The sequence below is a fragment of the Anianabacter salinae genome, assembly GCF_019061145.1.
Lineage (GTDB): Bacteria > Pseudomonadota > Alphaproteobacteria > Rhodobacterales > Rhodobacteraceae > Anianibacter > Anianibacter salinarum.
Genome location: NZ_JAHQZS010000003.1, coordinates 439,246 through 454,436, shown reverse-complemented (window position 1 = coordinate 454,436; position 15,191 = coordinate 439,246). Strand labels below are relative to the sequence as shown.

The window sequence follows — 15,191 nt, the reverse complement described above, 5'->3', positions numbered from 1 at the left end:
AACGAGACGGCACGACGAGGCACGAGCGTTCCATGACCCGATCCAAGCCCGCTTACGGGGCCCTGATCTATTTCGCCATCGCCTTCGGGCTGGGCGCGTATTTCACCTTTGCCAGCGTGCAGGGGGAACAGGGCCTGTTCCGCCGCATCCAGATCGAGGCCGAGGCCGAGGCGCTACGCGCCGAGAAGACCGCGCTCGAGGCCGAGGTCGCCGTGATGCGCAACCGCACGCGCCGACTGTCCGACAGTTATCTCGACCTCGACCTTCTGGACGAGCAGGCGCGCGACGTGCTGGGACTGCTGCGCCCGGGCGAAATCGTCATCCGCTGACCTGACGTCAAGGGTTTCGCAGACTGCATGGCCGGGTCCCGCCCGGCGATGGCGAAACCCGCTTGGGCATTTGACCGCACCCGTGCTAGGAGATAGTTCAACGCTAAACTATTTTCTCACGGCTCTGGAGGAGACGGTCACATGGCCACGCGCAAGAGCACCAAGGCACCCGATGCAGGACACGGGGCGACCAAGGACGAGCTGCTTCACTACTACCGCGAAATGCTGCTGATCCGGCGTTTCGAGGAAAAGGCGGGCCAGCTTTACGGCATGGGCCTGATCGGCGGCTTCTGCCACCTCTACATCGGGCAGGAGGCGGTCGTCGTCGGCCTGCAATCGGTGGCCGAAGAAGGTGACAACGTCATCACCACATACCGCGATCATGGCCACATGCTGGCCTGCGGGATGGACCCCAAGGGCGTGATGGCCGAACTGACCGGGCGCATCGACGGCTATTCCAAGGGGAAAGGCGGCTCGATGCACATGTTCTCCAAGGACAAGCGGTTCTACGGCGGGCACGGCATCGTCGGCGCCAACGTGCCGCTGGGCGCGGGGATCGCCTTTGCCGACAAGTACAAGGGCAACGACCGCGTGACGTTCACCTACTTCGGGGACGGGGCGGCGAACCAGGGCCAGGTCTATGAGGCCTATAACATGGCGGAACTCTGGGATCTGCCGGTGATCTTCGTGATCGAGAACAACCAGTATGCCATGGGCACATCCGTCAAGCGCGCCACCAAGTCCAATTCGCTGTGGGAACGCGGTGCGGCCTACGGGATCGAGGGCGAGGAAGTCGACGGCATGGACGTGCTGGCCGTGCGCGCCGCGGGCGCCAAGGCCGTCGCGCACTGCCGCGCGGGCAAGGGGCCGTACATCCTTGAAGTCATGACCTACCGCTACCGCGGGCATTCGATGTCGGACCCGGCGAAATACCGCACCCGCGACGAGGTGCAGAAGATGCGCGAAGAGCGCGACGCGATCGAACAGGTCCGCAAGCGCCTGATCGAGGCGGGCGCGCAAGAGGATGACCTCAAGGCGATCGACAAGGAGATAAAGGACGTGGTCAACGCCTCGGCCGAGTACGCCAAGGACAGCCCCGAGCCGCCGGTGGACGAGCTGTACACCGATATCTACGCCGCAGAAGTGCCGCAGGACGCGTAAGGGAGACAACTTACATGGCAACCGAAATTCTGATGCCCGCGCTGTCCCCCACGATGGAGGAAGGCACGCTTGCGAAATGGCTGGTCAAAGAGGGCGACACCGTGTCGTCCGGCGACATCCTGGCCGAGATCGAGACCGACAAGGCGACGATGGAATTCGAGGCCGTCGATGAAGGCATCGTCGGCAAGATCCTGATCGCCGAAGGCACCGAGGGTGTGAAGGTGAACACGCCCATCGCCGTCATGGTCGAGGAAGGCGAGGACGCCGACGCCGCTGCAAGCGAGGCCAAGGCCGAGCCTGCTCCGAAGGCCGACGCGCCCGCCGAGGAGGCCCCGAAAGCACCCGCCGAGCCGAGGTCGGCGCCTAAATCGGCCTCTCCCGACTGGCCCGAAGGCACCAAGATGAAAGAGCAGACCGTGCGCGAGGCGTTGCGGGATGCCATGGCCGAGGAAATGCGCCGCGACGACGCGGTCTTTGTCATGGGCGAGGAAGTCGCCGAGTACCAGGGCGCCTACAAGATCACCCAAGGTCTGCTGGACGAGTTCGGCGCGCGCCGGGTCGTGGACACGCCGATCACCGAGCACGGCTTTGCCGGCATCGGCGTCGGCGCGTCGTGGAACGGTCTGCGCCCCATCGTCGAGTTCATGACCTTCAACTTCGCGATGCAGGCCATCGACCATATCATCAACTCGGCCGCCAAGACACTGTATATGTCGGGCGGTCAGATGGGGTCGCCCATCGTGTTCCGGGGTCCGAACGGGGCCGCAGCCCGCGTCGGCGCCCAGCACAGCCAGGACTACGCGGCGTGGTATGCCTCGATCCCCGGCCTCAAGGTCGTGCAGCCCTATTCGGCGGCTGACGCCAAGGGCCTCTTGAAATCCGCGATCCGCGATCCCAACCCGGTCGTGTTCCTTGAGAACGAGATCCTCTATGGCCGCACCTTCGAAGTGCCGGACATCGACGATTTCACCATCCCCTTCGGCAAGGCCAAGATCTGGCGGAAGGGCAGCGACGTGACCATCGTATCCTGGAGCATTGGCATGACCTATGCGCTGGAGGCGGCAGACGCGCTGGCCAAGGACGGCATCGAGGCCGAGGTCATCGACCTGCGCACCCTGCGCCCCATCGACTATGCCACCGTCATCGAGAGCGTGAAGAAGACCAACCGCTGCGTCACCGTGGAAGAGGGTTTCCCCGTCGCGTCAATGTCGAACCACATCGCCGCGCATATCATGACCGAGGCGTTCGATTACCTTGACGCGCCGGTCCTGTCCTGCACCGGCAAGGACGTGCCCATGCCTTATGCCGCGAACCTTGAAAAGCTGGCGCTGACGACCACCAAAGAGGTCATCGACGCCGTCAAAGCCGTCACCTACCGCTAAGGAGAGCGCGCGATGCCCACGGAAATCCTGATGCCCGCGCTGTCCCCCACGATGGAGGAGGGCACGCTGGCGAAATGGCTGGTCAAGGAAGGCGACACCGTTTCGGCGGGCGACCTTCTGGCCGAAATCGAAACCGACAAGGCGACGATGGAATTCGAGGCCGTCGACGAAGGCACCATCGGCAAGCTGCTGATCGCCGAGGGCAGCGAAGGCGTGAAGGTCAACACGCCGATCGCCGTGCTGCTGGAGGAAGGCGAAAGTGCCGACGACATCGGCGCGCCGTCCGCCCCGAAATCGGAACCCGCGTCGTCCAACGTCGAACCCGCCTCCGCGTCCGAGGCAACCGCCCCGCAGGCGGGCTATGGCCGGGGCGGGGCGCCTGCGCAGGTCGAGGCGTCAGATACCCCTGCCCCCGCCGCGCCCACCGATGCCGACGGCAACCGCGTCTTCGCCTCTCCGCTCGCGCGCCGCATCGCCAAGGATCGCGGCGTGGACCTTGCCTCGCTCAAGGGGTCAGGCCCCAAGGGCCGCGTCGTCAAGGCCGACGTTCTGAACGCCAAGGCGTCGGACGCGCCCGCAAAGGCGGACGCGCCCAAGGCCGAGACCCCCGCCAAGGCCGCAGAGGCGATGCCCACCGGCATGAGCGCCGCGCAGGTCATCAAGATGTACGAGGGCCGCGACTATGCCGAGGTCAAGCTGGACGGGATGCGCAAGACCATCGCGGGCCGTCTGACCGAGGCCAAGCAGACCATTCCGCACTTCTACCTCCGCCGCGACATCCATCTTGACGCGCTACTGAAGTTCCGGGGCACGCTCAACAAGCAGCTGGAAGCGCGCGGCGTGAAGCTGTCGGTCAACGACTTCATCATCAAGGCCTGCGCGCTGGCGCTGCAACAGGTGCCGGATGCGAATGCGGTGTGGGCGGGCGACCGGATGCTCAAGCTCAAGCCATCGGACGTGGCCGTCGCCGTCGCCATCGAGGGCGGGCTGTTCACGCCGGTGCTGAAGGACGCCGAGATGAAGTCGCTGTCCGCGCTGTCCGCCGAGATGAAAGACCTCGCCGCCCGCGCCCGCGACCGCAAACTCGCGCCGCACGAATACCAGGGCGGCAGCTTTGCGATCTCGAACCTTGGAATGTTCGGCATCGACAACTTCGACGCGGTCATCAACCCGCCCCACGGCGCGATCCTTGCGGTGGGCGCGGGCGTGAAGAAACCGGTGGTCGGGGAAGATGGCGAACTGGCCGTCGCCACGGTGATGAGCGTGACGTTGTCGGTCGATCACAGGGTGATCGACGGCGCCCTTGGCGCGCAGCTTCTGGCGGCAATCAAGGAGAACCTCGAGAACCCGCTGGGGATGCTGGCGTAGACCTTCCGTCCAGCCAAACGCAAAAGGCGGCCCATCGGGCCGCCTTTTTCAATGTCGCACCAAAGCCGCGCTCAGTCCTCCCCGCGCAGCCCCACGCTCACCAGGTGGTCCATGGTGATCGACGGCTGCGAACAGCCCGCCTCGCCCACGATCCGGGCGGGCACGCCTGCCACGGTCTTCTTCGGCGGCACCTCTTCCAGCACCACCGACCCGGCGGCCACGCGCGAGCAGTTGCCGATGCGGATATTGCCCAGCACCTTGGCGCCCGCCCCGATCAGCACGCCGTCGCCGATCTTGGGATGGCGGTCGTCGTCTTCCTTGCCGGTGCCGCCCAGCGTCACCGAATGCAGCATCGACACGTTGTCGCCCACCACCGCCGTTTCGCCGATGACGATGGAATGCGCGTGGTCGATCATGATGCCCTTGCCGATGCGGGCGTTGGGATGGATGTCGACGCCAAAGATTTCGGATGCCCGCATCTGGTAGAAATACGCCAGATCCCTGCGCCCCTCGGTCCACAGCCAGTGCCCGATGCGGTAGGCCTGAACCGCCTGGAACCCCTTGAAGTACAACAAGGGCTGCATCAGCCGGTGGCAGGCAGGATCTCGGTCGTAGATGGCGACCAGATCGGCGCGCGCCGCTGCGCCCAAGGACGGGTCTGCCGCATAGGCGCTGTCGCAGATCTCGCGCAGGATCTGTTCGGGCATCTCGCCCGAGGCCAACTTGAACGACACCCGATGCGCCAGCGCCGCCTCGAGCGAGCGGTGGTGCAGGATGCTCATATGGATAAGGCCGCCCATCAGCGGATCGGCCGCGATGGCCGCTTCGGCCTCGCCGCAGATGCGGTCCCAGACAGGGTCCAGTTCCGCCAGTTTCTTGCGCGTTTCAGCCATCGCCGGTCTCCAAATCCTTGCGATTTTCTACTACAAATAGGGTTCGCTGACAAAGCGCAATGCCGAGAGGGCAGATTTGAAACACGGGAGACCATGACGAGGAGCGGCGCGTCCGGATCGAGGCAAGGCCACCTCGACGTCCGACGCTGGATCGGGCCACAACTCACAGCCCGGGTGGGTTGCCGATCGCAATGCCACCGCGACGGGCCAGCGCCGTGAACACCAATGCCAGGCAATCGCAGTAGTCGGCGTCGTCCAGGTGCGGCTCTGGCCCTGGGCGGCGCGCAAGGGCGGCAGCCATCAGGCTGCCGTCGCCCCACAAGGGATGCAGCCGCCCCTGCGCGCGGCGAAACCGGTCCGCCGCTTCGGTCTGACGCAGGAGCCGCACCAGAAGCGCCGCGCGCAAGCTGCCCGGCACGCCCTTCAGGACCCGCGCGGCGGCGACAACGTCGCCGTGCATCACCGGGCGCATCGCTCAGGCGGGCACGGACGGCACATAGTATTGCACCCGCACCAAAAGCCGCCCCCCGGCAATCGTTCCGCTGTCGGGCGAGAACCGCACCGGACGCTCGGAACTGGCGCGCGCCGGCCAGCTTGGCGTGGCCACGATCTCGGTGCCCGCAGCCGTGTCAAACCCCCAGCCGAACCAGTACACATCGGTGTCATGCCCGACGGACAAGGTATTGAGCGTGCCGGTGACCTCTTCGATCACCCGCGCGCCAACGCCGAACATCACCGAGTTGGCAGGGAACCGGAAGGTGGTGTCGCTATAGGCGCCGGGGGCCAGGATATGCTCGAATTCCGTCGTGGTTATCGCGCCCAAAGGCATCGCCGCGCCCTCCGCTATCCAGTCCGTCCCATCAAACCGTACCGCCCGCGCGTCCGCCGCGTGCCAGGCGCTCCACCCGGCCCGGGGCGAGACGAACACCCAGGCGCCCGACAGCCGCAGCGCAAGCCTGCCCTCCTGTCCGGCCCAGAGCCCCGACGCCCCGCTTGTGACAGCGTGCACATCGCCCTCGGCAGGGTCGGCGGGCGGATCGGGACGCTCCGATACGATCCGAAGATTGGCCAAGGCATCAAGGCGCGTCAGCGCCTCGTTCACCGTGACGTGCTTCTGCGCCTGCGACGGCGCCAGAAGCGGAAGCTGGAATTGAGCGGTTTCAGACATGGAAGGTCATCCTTCTTGTAGGTCCGGGACCGAACCGGTCCGAAATCTGGGCAACGCTGAGCGTCAGGGCGCCCGCCACCCCGTCGGCGCTGATATCCGCGGAAGTGTAGGTCCAGCGCGGCGCGTCCAGGACAGCCTCGCGCAGGGTCACCCCGCCTTGTTCGATGCGCAGGGCATAGGCTTCGCGATCCTCGCCCAGCGGCACCTCGTAAGAGGCCCAGCTGTCGCCGTCGATGCGGGTGCGCCGCAGCCATGTGATATCCACCCCGCCATCCGCCCGCTGCACGGCGCGAAGATGTGCAGGCGTGTAGGGGCGTAGTCCGACACCGTCGAAGGCCGCCGAAAGCTCGGAATAGGCCGGATGGTCATACCCCAGCCGCGCCGGACCGATGCGGTAGCGCCGCGCAATGCCCCTGTCCGCCGCCGCCAGCCCGATCTGCCGCACCGCGCCATCCAGAAGCACGAAGCGGCTCCCGGCCGACCAGACATCGGGCATCACGCCATCCGTGCCAGCCTGCCCGCGCAGCCGCAGCGACAGATCGAAGGTGTGCGGCGCGACAAGCTCTGCATCGGCGAACTGGAAGACTTCCCACGCGCCTTGCCCGTCGCCGATCGCCGCGACATTGGCGCCGTTCAGCACCTCGTCCAGCCCCGCCGACGCCAGCGCCCCGCTGAACAGCCGCACCCGCAGCGCAGGCCCCCGGTCGAACAGTCCCGCCTCTGCCCGCGCCAGCGCCGTTTCCGTCACGCCCATGGTGGCCGCCGCGTCCAGCACGGTATCGAGCGCAAAGCTCTCTCCCCCGGCCGAAGCCATCACCGCCACCTGTCCCGGCCAGACCTCTGCGGTGGCCGCGATATGCGGGGCGTGCGCCACCTCGTCACCGCGCAGAAGCGGCAGATCGAGGAACAGCACCTGCACCGGCTGAGGGGCGGCAAAGGTGACCGGCACAGGCGTCTCCTCCAGCAGCGCAGGGGCGTCATGCGCCGCCGCGTCCACCCGCACCGCCTCGACGGTCTGCGCTTCGGCGCGTTCCACCCTGTCGATCCGGTAGCTGACAGGCCCCGCGTCCGAGGGCAGCGACACGATGTCCCCCGCGCCGATCCCGAAGGCCGACGGCGGCAGCGCAAAGCGCGCGCTGCTGCGGGCGATCCGGGCCTCTGCCAGCCAGCGCTCCACGATGCGCCGTGCCTCGGCCCGCGTCAGGACCAGCGGCACCTCGGTCTGCGCGACCGCGTGGCTGGACTCGTCGGGCAGAACCGCCTCTTCCGAGCGGGCGTTGAACGCGCCGTCCGCCTCGGCAAAGACCAGCCGCAACCGGCCCGCCAGCTCGGCCTCGGGCGCGCGCGTCAGCTCCAGCACGCCGTCTGTCTTCGGCACCTCGACCAGCCGCTCGGTGTCGATCACGGCATCGACACCTCCCCCGCGCGAGCGCAGGCGGAGCACCCCATCCCGCTCGACGGCATCAAAGCCAAAGGCCAGCATCAAAGGCTGCAGCGCGGCGCGCACGGTGCCGGGATCGCTGACGGTATAGCCGCGCACCAGCCCGTAGAGCCGCGCGGTATCAAGCCCGTCCAGCCCCGCCTCATTCGCCAGTTCCGCCACCAGCCCGTCCAGCGCGCGCGCCACGGACCGCCCGTTCAGCCAATGGCCGCGCAAGTAGTTGTCGCCGTCCGACCACAGCGCAAGATTGCCGGGAAACTGCGGAAAGGGCCGCGCGTCCCAGGCCCAGACATGGGTGCGCGCGACGTCGATCATCGCCCCGCCATAGACATCGGATACGGGGTTCTTCGCAGGATCGCTCCAGTAGTCACAGATCGCCCGCAGCGCCTGAATCTGCATCAGGTCGTCGCGCTGACCGTTCGAATACAGCGGAAGCCCCGATTCCGATGACTTGGGATCTAGAAACCGGTTCGGCTGGTTCGCGCCCTTGTCGATCGCGGCGCACCCGATCTCGGTGAACCAGATCGGCTTGCTGCCCGGAACCCACGCCGTCGGCGTCTCCTGCCGCACCCAGCCGCGCCTCTCGTGGTGTGCATTCGACCACCAGCCGCGCACATCCTTGTAGCGCCAGACCCACGGCTCGTCATATCCGCCATCGGTGATCGGCGTGCGGTCCTGCAGGTCGCGCGCGGCGTCGCTGGCATAGTACCAGTCGAACCCCTCACCGCCCTCGATGTTGGCCTGCAGATAGCCAAGGTCGTAGATCGACTCCCAGCCCGCGTCGGCGTGGTCCGGCGTGTCCCGCCAATCGGCAAGCGGCATGTAGTTGTCGATGCCGATGAAATCGATGTTCGGATCGGACCACAGCGGATCGAGGTGGAAATACACGTTCCCTGACCCGTCCTGCGGCTGATAGCCGAAATACTCCGACCAGTCGGCGGCGTATCCGATCTTTACGTCCGGCCCGAGGATCGCGCGCACATCCGCCGCCAGTGCACGCAGCGCCGCCACCGCCGGAAAGCTGTCCCCCGCCCCGCGGATCTGCGTCAGCCCGCGCATCTCCGAGCCGATGCAGAACGCCGTGACCCCGCCCGCAACGGCGCACAAGTGCGCCTGATGCAGGATGAAGCGGCGATAGGACCACTCGGCAGGGCCGGAATAGGCCACACCGTGAGCCGTCGCCGCAAAGTGCCCCGGGACCGCGCTTCCGAAGAACGCCGCCACCTCGGCCTCTGCCGCCGCCGTGCCGTCGCTGCTGCCCGCCTGCCCGGGCGCCTTGCCCGTGGTGATCCGTCCCCGCCACGGCAAGGCCGCCTGTTCGCCGCCGCCATAAGGATCGGCCAGAGCGTTGCCTGCCAGTTGGTCCATCAGGATGAACGGATAGAACACCGCGCCCTTGCCCCGCGCCGAGATCGCACGAAGCGCCTCGATCACCGCCCTGTCCGTCGGCGTGCCGCCATAGACCGGCTTGCCGTCGATGCGCGGCACCTCCTGCGCTCCGGCGCGCGCCAGCCCCGATACCGACCACGGCATCACGTCACCGTCCGCGTCGTGGTGCTCGACCTTGGGCTGAATGGTGCACTGCCCTGCGCGCAGGTCGCTGCCGAACCATGACACCACCAGCGACACCGATCCGCAATTCGGCAACTCTGCCGTCAACGCATCCAGCGACACCGAGATGTCGGTGCGCAGCGCCGAGGCATTCAGGTTCGCCGCCTGCCGCAGTCCATACCCATGATCGTAGTAGACTGGCGTCGTCGCCAGCGCGTATTCCCCCGTCCCCGGGATCAGCGCGACGCCGCGTACCGCATGGGACAGCTCCGCCACGCCGCCCGCCTGCTCGGGAGCAGGGCGCAGAACCTCGAAACTGAACTGCGGCACACGGTTGCCGAACCGCTCCAGCATCAGGTCCTCAAACACCACATAGGCGATCCCGCGATAGGCCGGGGCCTGCCCCGCCCCCTGCACCGCCTCGATCTTGGGATCGGGCAACTGGTCCTCAGCGCCGGTGTAGACGCGGGCGCCGATCTCCTCGGGGTCGATCTCCTGCCCGTCGGCCCAGAGGCGCCCGATCCCGGCAATCGGCCCCTCGCACACCGCCACGGCAAGGCTGACTGAATAGGCATAGCGCGTTGTCGTCACGGTGTTGCGCGGCCCGCCGCCTTTGCCTCCGCCGCCCGTGGTCTGGGTGGTGGTCGAGGCATGCTCGCGGAACCGCGTGGCCCAGATCACCTGCCCGCCCAGCCGCACCCGGCCATAGGCCCGCGCGATCGGCGCGCCCTCGCTGGCGCCGTTGATGCGAAACCGCTCGATCCGGCCGGTCTCCACCGCCTCCGATCCGCCGCCCATCACCTGCTGGTCGATCCAGCGCCCCAGCGTCGCCCCGACGGCGCGGCCCAGAACCGCCGTCGACAGCCCCAGGACCGACCCGCCAAGCGCCGAGCCAAGCGCGCCGCCGACAGCGGAAAGAACGATGGTCGCCATCACAGGCTCCTTTCAGGAAAGCTGAACCGCGCCGCGATCCGCCGCGCCCAGGCCGCCGACAGCGGGCTTTCGATGACACCGTGCCCCGAGTAGCTGTGAATGAACGCAGCGCCCGCGCCGATGTCCGAGGCGATCCCCAGATGTCTGGCGACCGCGCCCGTCCGCATGCGGAACAGCAGCAAGTCCCCGGCGCCCGCCTCGCCTGCCCCGCGCTCAGCCAGATGCCGCCGCGCCGCCTGCCACAACCGTTCCTCGCCCGAGACCTCGCTCCAGTCCCAGCCATAGACAGGCACCGCCTCGGGCTCGCGCCCATAGACCCCGCGCCAGACGCCCCGCAACAAGCCAAGGCAATCCGCGCCCGCCCCAAGGGCCGAGGCCTGGTGCAGATACGGCGTGCCGATCCAGCGCCGCGCCTCGGCGACCACTTCAGATGCGATTGCGGTCATTGAATCAGCGCGCCCCCGTCCATCGCACCGCTGCCCGGATAGGACATCAGCCAGTCGTCCCCGGGAATGTGCGGGAAGCCGCGAAAGTTCAGGAAATTGCCGAACTTGGCGCGGCAGGTCTCGGCGCGCTTGTCGCATCCTGCGATCAGACGTACCCGCGCGCCGGTCTCGATCGGGGCCGGAACCGGCTGCCACAGCCGCACCGCTCGCGCCCCGTCCTCGAGCACATCCGATTTGATCATGCCGAAGATCCCATAGGCTTCGCCGTCCAGAACCTCAAAGCTGCCACGCTCGAACCAGCCACTCGCAAAACTCTCTGCGCCGGACAGGGTGAACAGGCTTCTCCCGCTCTGCGCGGTGACGACCGCCTCGACCGACACGGAGGGATCGCCAATGTCGACCCTGCACGCCGCATCACCCAGCACCGCCGAACACGCCGCCTGGAACACCCGCCCGACAGGCCGGTTCAGCACCTCGGTCAACCCGCGCAATTCGGCGTGGAACGCCCCGCCGCCACGCCGGATCTCACCGATGGTGCCGCGAAACTGCACCTGCCGCTGCTTGGGATCGGCCCAGTTGACCAGAAGCGCAAGCACCTCGGCGCCGTCAAAGCGCCCCGCCTCGATATCCGCCTCGGTGATGGCAAGGTCCGACAGCGCGCCGACCGCCTCGGAGTTGTCCACCGACAACCCGGTCGAGGATTGCAGCACCCCCGCCGACATGCCCGTATCCGCGCGATATCGCAGCCCGTCGATCACCAGATCGCCGTCATGGTCGGTAAAGCCGTGCACCGTCCCGTCGCGCCGCGTGACCCGCCAGCAGCGGCACACGCTCGTGTCGCCGCTGCCCAGATGAAATTCGAACCCGCCTTCCATGCTCACAGCCTCACTTCGACGATGGGCACGTTCGGCGTGTCGCCCGCCTGAAAACTGGCTACGCTGGTCTGTATGAGGTCGGTGTCGAACCGCACCGGAACGTCGAACTCGAACCCCGCGGTCACCGCGACGCCCACGTCCGGCGGCTCGTCCAGCACGACCTCACCCGTCAACGCGTCGAAGGCAAAGGCGTCCGGCGGCAGCTCCTGGTCGTGCACACCGATGCGCAGACTGCCGTCCACCGGCTTCAGGATCGGGCGTTCATAGGACACTCCGCCCGAAACGTAGGTCTTCACCAGGGCAAACCGCAGCGTCTCGCCGTCGCCAGTCCCGATCCGCTGGTCGAACGCCCCCACGGCGCGCGACGCGGGGCCGGATTTGTAATCCGACCAGTCCTTCCAGCGGAACCCGTGCAGCCGCCCGCCCCGCGCCTCGAAGAACGCGATCAGCGCCTCCAGATCGTCGAGCGAGCGCATCGCGACCCCGGCATCATAACGCCGCCGCGAATGCGCCCAGGGCGTGTTGCGCTCCTCGAACCCGTTCGCCAGCGTCACGATCTCCGTGCGCCGCTCCGGCCCGCCGGTCGAGCCGAAACTCAGGTTCGCGGGAAACCGCACCTCGTGAAACGCCATGACCTAGCCCCTTCTCAACGGTTGCGCTGGCCGCGCTGGATCGCGCGGCCCATCTCGGCGGCGATCTGCGAGTGCGAGCGCCGAAATCCCTCGACATCGGGCGTCGAGACGTTGACCTGAACGCTGACGGCCCGCCTGCCACCTTGCTGCGCGACCCCCAGCCGTCCATCCGCGCCACGGGCGAGCGGCAGGATCGCCTCGGGTCCCGCCTCTCCCATCAAGCCCGTGGCGCCCCGCATCGGAAAACTGGTCGGCGTGCTCACCACACCGCCCTTGGCAAAGGGCATCACCCGCCCCTGGCTGAAGGCAGCCCCGTCCGCAAAGGGCAGCACCCCTTGCACCAGCCCTTCGACTCCGCGTGCCAGCAATCCGCCGAAATGCGACGTCACCGGCCGGATCGCCGCCGAATACGCCGCATCCGCCATCGACTTTGCGACACCCGCCAGCGCGTCCGAAAGCTTCATCCCGTCGAACACCAGCCCGTCGAAGGCGCGGCGCAGCCCGCGCCCGATCCCGCCCGACAGCACGTTCACCTCGCGGTTCGCGCCCGCGACCGTCGCCTGCATCTCGCGCAAGCTCCCGTCAAAGGCGGCCACCAACGCCGATGCGCCGCCAAGCGTGCCTTCCAGCGCGGCGGCATGGTCATCCAGCCGGTCCCAGTCATCCATCCGCTTGCCCTTTCCGGTCGGGATACGCCCGCACCAATTCCTCAAGCCGCGCGCGTGTCAGCGGCGGCGCGCCCGCGTCCACGCCCAGCATCAGGCGCAATTCCGCAGGCGTAAGCGCCCAGAACTCGGCGGGCCGCAGCCGCAGACCCAGAAGCCCCGCGCGCATCAGCCCCGCCCAGTCGATCGCGCTCACTCCGCCGCTCCGAAGGCGCGCACCAGAAGCGCACCCGCCGCCTGCGCTGCCGCCACCGGCCCGCCCTCGATCTCTGCTGACAAGAGGTCGGCAGATGTGCCGCGCCAGCCGCCACCCCGCAGCCCCGCCACGATCAGCGCCAGCACATCACGCGCTGCCACCTCGCCGCGTTCGAACCGCTCGACCAGCACCACCAGCGACCCCGCGCCCAGCTCCGCTTCCAGCTCGGCCAGCGCCCCCAGCGTCAGCTTGGCAAGGTGCCGCTCGCCGTCCACGACCAGCGCCACCTCGCCCGCGTGCGGGTTCGCCATGGATCAGGCCGCCACGAACTGCAGCGCACCCGCCGAAGCCATCGACAGCTCGTAGGTCGCCTCGCCGTCATGCGCGCCTGCGTATTCGATCGAGGTGATCTGGAACGGCCCGTCGACGATGCCGAAGTCGGGGATCACCACCTGAAAGCGCGGCACCACGCCGTCAAAGAAGATCTGCCGCGCGCGCTCGTCCGTCACCTCGTCGCGGAACACGCCCGATCCGCTGATCGACGCGCTGCGCACGCCAGCGCCCGCCAGCAACTCGCGCCATCCGCCCTGGCTTTCGAGACTGGTGATGTCCACGCTCTCGGCGTTGAAACTCACCCGCGTGGCACGCAGCCCCGCAAAGGTCTCGAACGTGCCGTCGCCGGTCATGTCGATCTTGATCAGTAGGTCCTTGCCGTTCTGGGCAGCCATGTCCGTCCCTCCAGATGAAGTGTTCAGTCTTCCACGCGGGCACGGAACCGCAGCTCGATCCGGCGGATCGTGCCCGCCTCCTCGCGCCGAGCCCGCGCCGAAACAAAGCGCAAGCCCACCAGCCGCCCCCGCGTCAGCGTCAGGTCCGCATCCGACAGCGCGTCCGACACCGCCCCCGCGACAGCCTTCGCCGCCTGGAACCCGTCGGCTTCCGTCACCACGCTGACCGCAAAGTCATGGTCCGCGCCGCGCCCCGTCTTGTCCGAGCGGTCGCGCACGACCTCTGGGCCAAGGCTGACATAGAGCGAGGGCAGAACCCCCGGCGGCATCGCATCGTAGACATGCGCGCCCACCAAGGCGGCCAGCGCCGTGTCGCCGACCAGCTGGCCATAGACCGCCGCCTGAAGCGCGGCTGAAACGCCATAGCTCATGCCGCAACCTCCTCACGGGCGGTGCACACCAGGTATCTCTGGTGCCCGTCCGCCTCGGCCACGGCGAGGATGCGGAACACCCGTGCCCCCTCGCGCAGCCGTTGCCCCGCACGCGGCCGCGACGGCGCGCCCACCGGCGCCGCCCGGCAGGTCAGACGATGCGTCACCTGCCCCACGGCCAGCCCCGCCACGTCGCCGCCGCGCCCGGCGCCGGGCCGTACCCCGACCCAGACCGTGCCCAGCGCCTGCCAGCCTTCAGAGAAGCCTCCCGCGCCATCGGGCAGTTGCACGCGGTCCTCCAGCACCATCGGGCGGTTCAGCACCGGCGCCGTCATCGCCCGCCCTCACCGAACAACCGCACCGTGCGGTAGCGGTCGATCAGCAGCGACACGGTGAACGGGATACCGTCCTCACCCGGCGCGCTGCCCCGGTTTTCGTAGAAATGCGCCGCCAGCGTCAGCACCGCTTGCCCCAGGTCGGGCGGCAGATCGTCGAACGACGCGCCGTAGCCCGCCTCGAACGTGATCTCCACCGACCCGCCCATCGGCACCAGCGGAAGGTGCAGCCCCGCCGACACCAGCCGCGGCCTCTGCCCGTCCGGTTCCAGCCGATAGCGCGACGGATCGACGACGCTTGCCGCACCGTGCCGGTCCAGCAGCCGAACCTCGGTCACGCTGCGGATCGGTGCGACCGGCAGTGCCTGCCGCCCGAAATCCCGCCATCCCGCCAGCGTCCAGACGAACCCCCGCGCAATCAGGATCTTGCCCGTCCGCGCCTCGACGGCCGCCAGTGCCGCCCGCAGATGCCGCTCCAGCAGGTCGTCCTGCAACGCGTCATCGGCAAACCCTGATCCCAGCCGCAAGTGATCGCGGAACTGCGCCACCGGCAGGGCGCCCGGCGGCACCGACGTTTCTTCAACCAACATCATCACGTCTCTCCAACCCATGGCCCTTCCGCCTGCAGCGGGCGCGCACCGCCCCGTCGCTCGCACG

General features: G+C 68.1%; 18 protein-coding genes. 4 read left to right on the top strand and 14 right to left on the bottom strand.

Translation table 11 applies throughout. The features are described from left to right. Positions 1 to 32: 32 nt before the first annotated feature. The 4 genes from KTJ87_RS11260 to KTJ87_RS11245 all read left to right on the top strand — a co-directional run bounded on the left by KTJ87_RS11260 (position 33) and on the right by KTJ87_RS11245 (position 4,240). Positions 33 to 329: an FtsB family cell division protein gene (locus KTJ87_RS11260; protein ID WP_267139214.1), complete on the top strand. Its 297-nt coding sequence runs from the start codon at positions 33 to 35 to the stop codon at positions 327 to 329. A gap of 141 nt (positions 330 to 470) precedes the next feature. Beyond that, entirely contained in the window at positions 471 to 1,490 is a 1,020-nt protein-coding gene (gene pdhA, locus KTJ87_RS11255) for a pyruvate dehydrogenase (acetyl-transferring) E1 component subunit alpha (protein ID WP_267139213.1), read from the top strand. 14 nt (positions 1,491 to 1,504) lie between these two features. Beyond that, positions 1,505 to 2,872, top strand: coding sequence for a pyruvate dehydrogenase complex E1 component subunit beta (locus tag KTJ87_RS11250; RefSeq protein WP_267139212.1), 1,368 nt, complete (start codon positions 1,505 to 1,507; stop codon positions 2,870 to 2,872). A gap of 12 nt (positions 2,873 to 2,884) precedes the next feature. Further along, the gene (locus KTJ87_RS11245) at positions 2,885 to 4,240 is read left to right on the top strand and encodes a pyruvate dehydrogenase complex dihydrolipoamide acetyltransferase (RefSeq protein WP_267139211.1); all 1,356 of its coding nucleotides are present in this window, start codon (positions 2,885 to 2,887) and stop codon (positions 4,238 to 4,240) included. 71 nt (positions 4,241 to 4,311) lie between these two features. Here KTJ87_RS11245 and cysE read toward each other — a convergent pair whose 3' ends face one another. The 14 genes from cysE to KTJ87_RS11175 form a co-directional block, all read right to left on the bottom strand. Beyond that, entirely contained in the window at positions 4,312 to 5,133 is an 822-nt protein-coding gene (gene cysE / locus KTJ87_RS11240) for a serine O-acetyltransferase (protein WP_267139210.1), read from the bottom strand. Positions 5,134 to 5,296: 163 nt separating this feature from the next. Continuing rightward, a complete protein-coding gene (locus tag KTJ87_RS11235) occupies positions 5,297 to 5,593 on the bottom strand; it encodes a DUF7742 family protein (protein ID WP_267139209.1) in 297 nt (98 codons plus the stop codon). Positions 5,594 to 5,608: 15 nt separating this feature from the next. After that, on the bottom strand, positions 5,609 to 6,301 hold the full coding sequence (locus tag KTJ87_RS11230) for a DUF2793 domain-containing protein (RefSeq protein ID WP_267139208.1): 693 nt from the start codon (positions 6,299 to 6,301) through the stop codon (positions 5,609 to 5,611). Beyond that, positions 6,294 to 10,226 carry a baseplate multidomain protein megatron gene (locus KTJ87_RS11225; protein ID WP_267139207.1) on the bottom strand — a complete coding sequence of 1,311 codons (3,933 nt, stop codon included), beginning with the start codon at positions 10,224 to 10,226 and terminating at the stop codon, positions 6,294 to 6,296. Before KTJ87_RS11225 ends, KTJ87_RS11230 begins: the two co-directional genes overlap by 8 nt. Then, the gene (locus KTJ87_RS11220; protein WP_267139206.1) at positions 10,226 to 10,672 is read right to left on the bottom strand and encodes a C40 family peptidase; all 447 of its coding nucleotides are present in this window, start codon (positions 10,670 to 10,672) and stop codon (positions 10,226 to 10,228) included. The genes KTJ87_RS11225 and KTJ87_RS11220 overlap by 1 nt, the downstream gene beginning before the upstream one ends. Beyond that, on the bottom strand, positions 10,669 to 11,547 hold the full coding sequence (locus KTJ87_RS11215) for a DUF2163 domain-containing protein (protein ID WP_267139205.1): 879 nt from the start codon (positions 11,545 to 11,547) through the stop codon (positions 10,669 to 10,671). Before KTJ87_RS11215 ends, KTJ87_RS11220 begins: the two co-directional genes overlap by 4 nt. A gap of 2 nt (positions 11,548 to 11,549) precedes the next feature. Further along, a complete protein-coding gene (locus KTJ87_RS11210; protein ID WP_267139204.1) occupies positions 11,550 to 12,179 on the bottom strand; it encodes a DUF2460 domain-containing protein in 630 nt (209 codons plus the stop codon). A 14-nt stretch (positions 12,180 to 12,193) separates the two neighbouring features. Then, entirely contained in the window at positions 12,194 to 12,847 is a 654-nt protein-coding gene (locus tag KTJ87_RS11205) for a phage tail tape measure protein (RefSeq protein WP_267139203.1), read from the bottom strand. Beyond that, on the bottom strand, positions 12,840 to 13,040 hold the full coding sequence (locus KTJ87_RS11200; RefSeq protein WP_267139202.1) for a rcc01693 family protein: 201 nt from the start codon (positions 13,038 to 13,040) through the stop codon (positions 12,840 to 12,842). Before KTJ87_RS11200 ends, KTJ87_RS11205 begins: the two co-directional genes overlap by 8 nt. Then, on the bottom strand, positions 13,037 to 13,351 hold the full coding sequence (locus tag KTJ87_RS11195) for a gene transfer agent family protein (RefSeq protein WP_267139201.1): 315 nt from the start codon (positions 13,349 to 13,351) through the stop codon (positions 13,037 to 13,039). Before KTJ87_RS11195 ends, KTJ87_RS11200 begins: the two co-directional genes overlap by 4 nt. A gap of 3 nt (positions 13,352 to 13,354) precedes the next feature. Next, a complete protein-coding gene (locus tag KTJ87_RS11190; RefSeq protein WP_267139200.1) occupies positions 13,355 to 13,768 on the bottom strand; it encodes a phage major tail protein, TP901-1 family in 414 nt (137 codons plus the stop codon). Positions 13,769 to 13,791: 23 nt separating this feature from the next. After that, positions 13,792 to 14,199: a DUF3168 domain-containing protein gene (locus KTJ87_RS11185; RefSeq protein WP_267139199.1), complete on the bottom strand. Its 408-nt coding sequence runs from the start codon at positions 14,197 to 14,199 to the stop codon at positions 13,792 to 13,794. Beyond that, positions 14,196 to 14,534 carry a head-tail adaptor protein gene (locus KTJ87_RS11180; protein ID WP_267139198.1) on the bottom strand — a complete coding sequence of 113 codons (339 nt, stop codon included), beginning with the start codon at positions 14,532 to 14,534 and terminating at the stop codon, positions 14,196 to 14,198. Before KTJ87_RS11180 ends, KTJ87_RS11185 begins: the two co-directional genes overlap by 4 nt. Next, complete coding sequence (locus tag KTJ87_RS11175; RefSeq protein WP_323371754.1) at positions 14,531 to 15,124, bottom strand: head-tail connector protein; 594 nt, start codon at positions 15,122 to 15,124, stop codon at positions 14,531 to 14,533. The genes KTJ87_RS11180 and KTJ87_RS11175 overlap by 4 nt, the downstream gene beginning before the upstream one ends. Positions 15,125 to 15,191 lie beyond the last annotated feature (67 nt).

What these genes read in the sequence shown, in the direction of transcription:
- KTJ87_RS11260 (WP_267139214.1), top strand. Translation starts at nt 33, where the DNA reads ATGACCCGATCCAAGCCCGCTTACGGGGCCCTGATCTATTTCGCCATC.
- pdhA (WP_267139213.1), top strand. Translation starts at nt 471, where the DNA reads ATGGCCACGCGCAAGAGCACCAAGGCACCCGATGCAGGACACGGGGCG.
- KTJ87_RS11250 (WP_267139212.1), top strand. Translation starts at nt 1,505, where the DNA reads ATGGCAACCGAAATTCTGATGCCCGCGCTGTCCCCCACGATGGAGGAA.
- KTJ87_RS11245 (WP_267139211.1), top strand. Translation starts at nt 2,885, where the DNA reads ATGCCCACGGAAATCCTGATGCCCGCGCTGTCCCCCACGATGGAGGAG.
- cysE (WP_267139210.1), bottom strand. Translation starts at nt 5,133, where the DNA reads ATGGCTGAAACGCGCAAGAAACTGGCGGAACTGGACCCTGTCTGGGAC.
- KTJ87_RS11235 (WP_267139209.1), bottom strand. Translation starts at nt 5,593, where the DNA reads ATGCACGGCGACGTTGTCGCCGCCGCGCGGGTCCTGAAGGGCGTGCCG.
- KTJ87_RS11230 (WP_267139208.1), bottom strand. Translation starts at nt 6,301, where the DNA reads ATGTCTGAAACCGCTCAATTCCAGCTTCCGCTTCTGGCGCCGTCGCAG.
- KTJ87_RS11225 (WP_267139207.1), bottom strand. Translation starts at nt 10,226, where the DNA reads ATGGCGACCATCGTTCTTTCCGCTGTCGGCGGCGCGCTTGGCTCGGCG.
- KTJ87_RS11220 (WP_267139206.1), bottom strand. Translation starts at nt 10,672, where the DNA reads ATGACCGCAATCGCATCTGAAGTGGTCGCCGAGGCGCGGCGCTGGATC.
- KTJ87_RS11215 (WP_267139205.1), bottom strand. Translation starts at nt 11,547, where the DNA reads ATGGAAGGCGGGTTCGAATTTCATCTGGGCAGCGGCGACACGAGCGTG.
- KTJ87_RS11210 (WP_267139204.1), bottom strand. Translation starts at nt 12,179, where the DNA reads ATGGCGTTTCACGAGGTGCGGTTTCCCGCGAACCTGAGTTTCGGCTCG.
- KTJ87_RS11205 (WP_267139203.1), bottom strand. Translation starts at nt 12,847, where the DNA reads ATGGATGACTGGGACCGGCTGGATGACCATGCCGCCGCGCTGGAAGGC.
- KTJ87_RS11195 (WP_267139201.1), bottom strand. Translation starts at nt 13,351, where the DNA reads ATGGCGAACCCGCACGCGGGCGAGGTGGCGCTGGTCGTGGACGGCGAG.
- KTJ87_RS11190 (WP_267139200.1), bottom strand. Translation starts at nt 13,768, where the DNA reads ATGGCTGCCCAGAACGGCAAGGACCTACTGATCAAGATCGACATGACC.
- KTJ87_RS11185 (WP_267139199.1), bottom strand. Translation starts at nt 14,199, where the DNA reads ATGAGCTATGGCGTTTCAGCCGCGCTTCAGGCGGCGGTCTATGGCCAG.
- KTJ87_RS11180 (WP_267139198.1), bottom strand. Translation starts at nt 14,534, where the DNA reads ATGACGGCGCCGGTGCTGAACCGCCCGATGGTGCTGGAGGACCGCGTG.
- KTJ87_RS11175 (WP_323371754.1), bottom strand. Translation starts at nt 15,124, where the DNA reads ATGTTGGTTGAAGAAACGTCGGTGCCGCCGGGCGCCCTGCCGGTGGCG.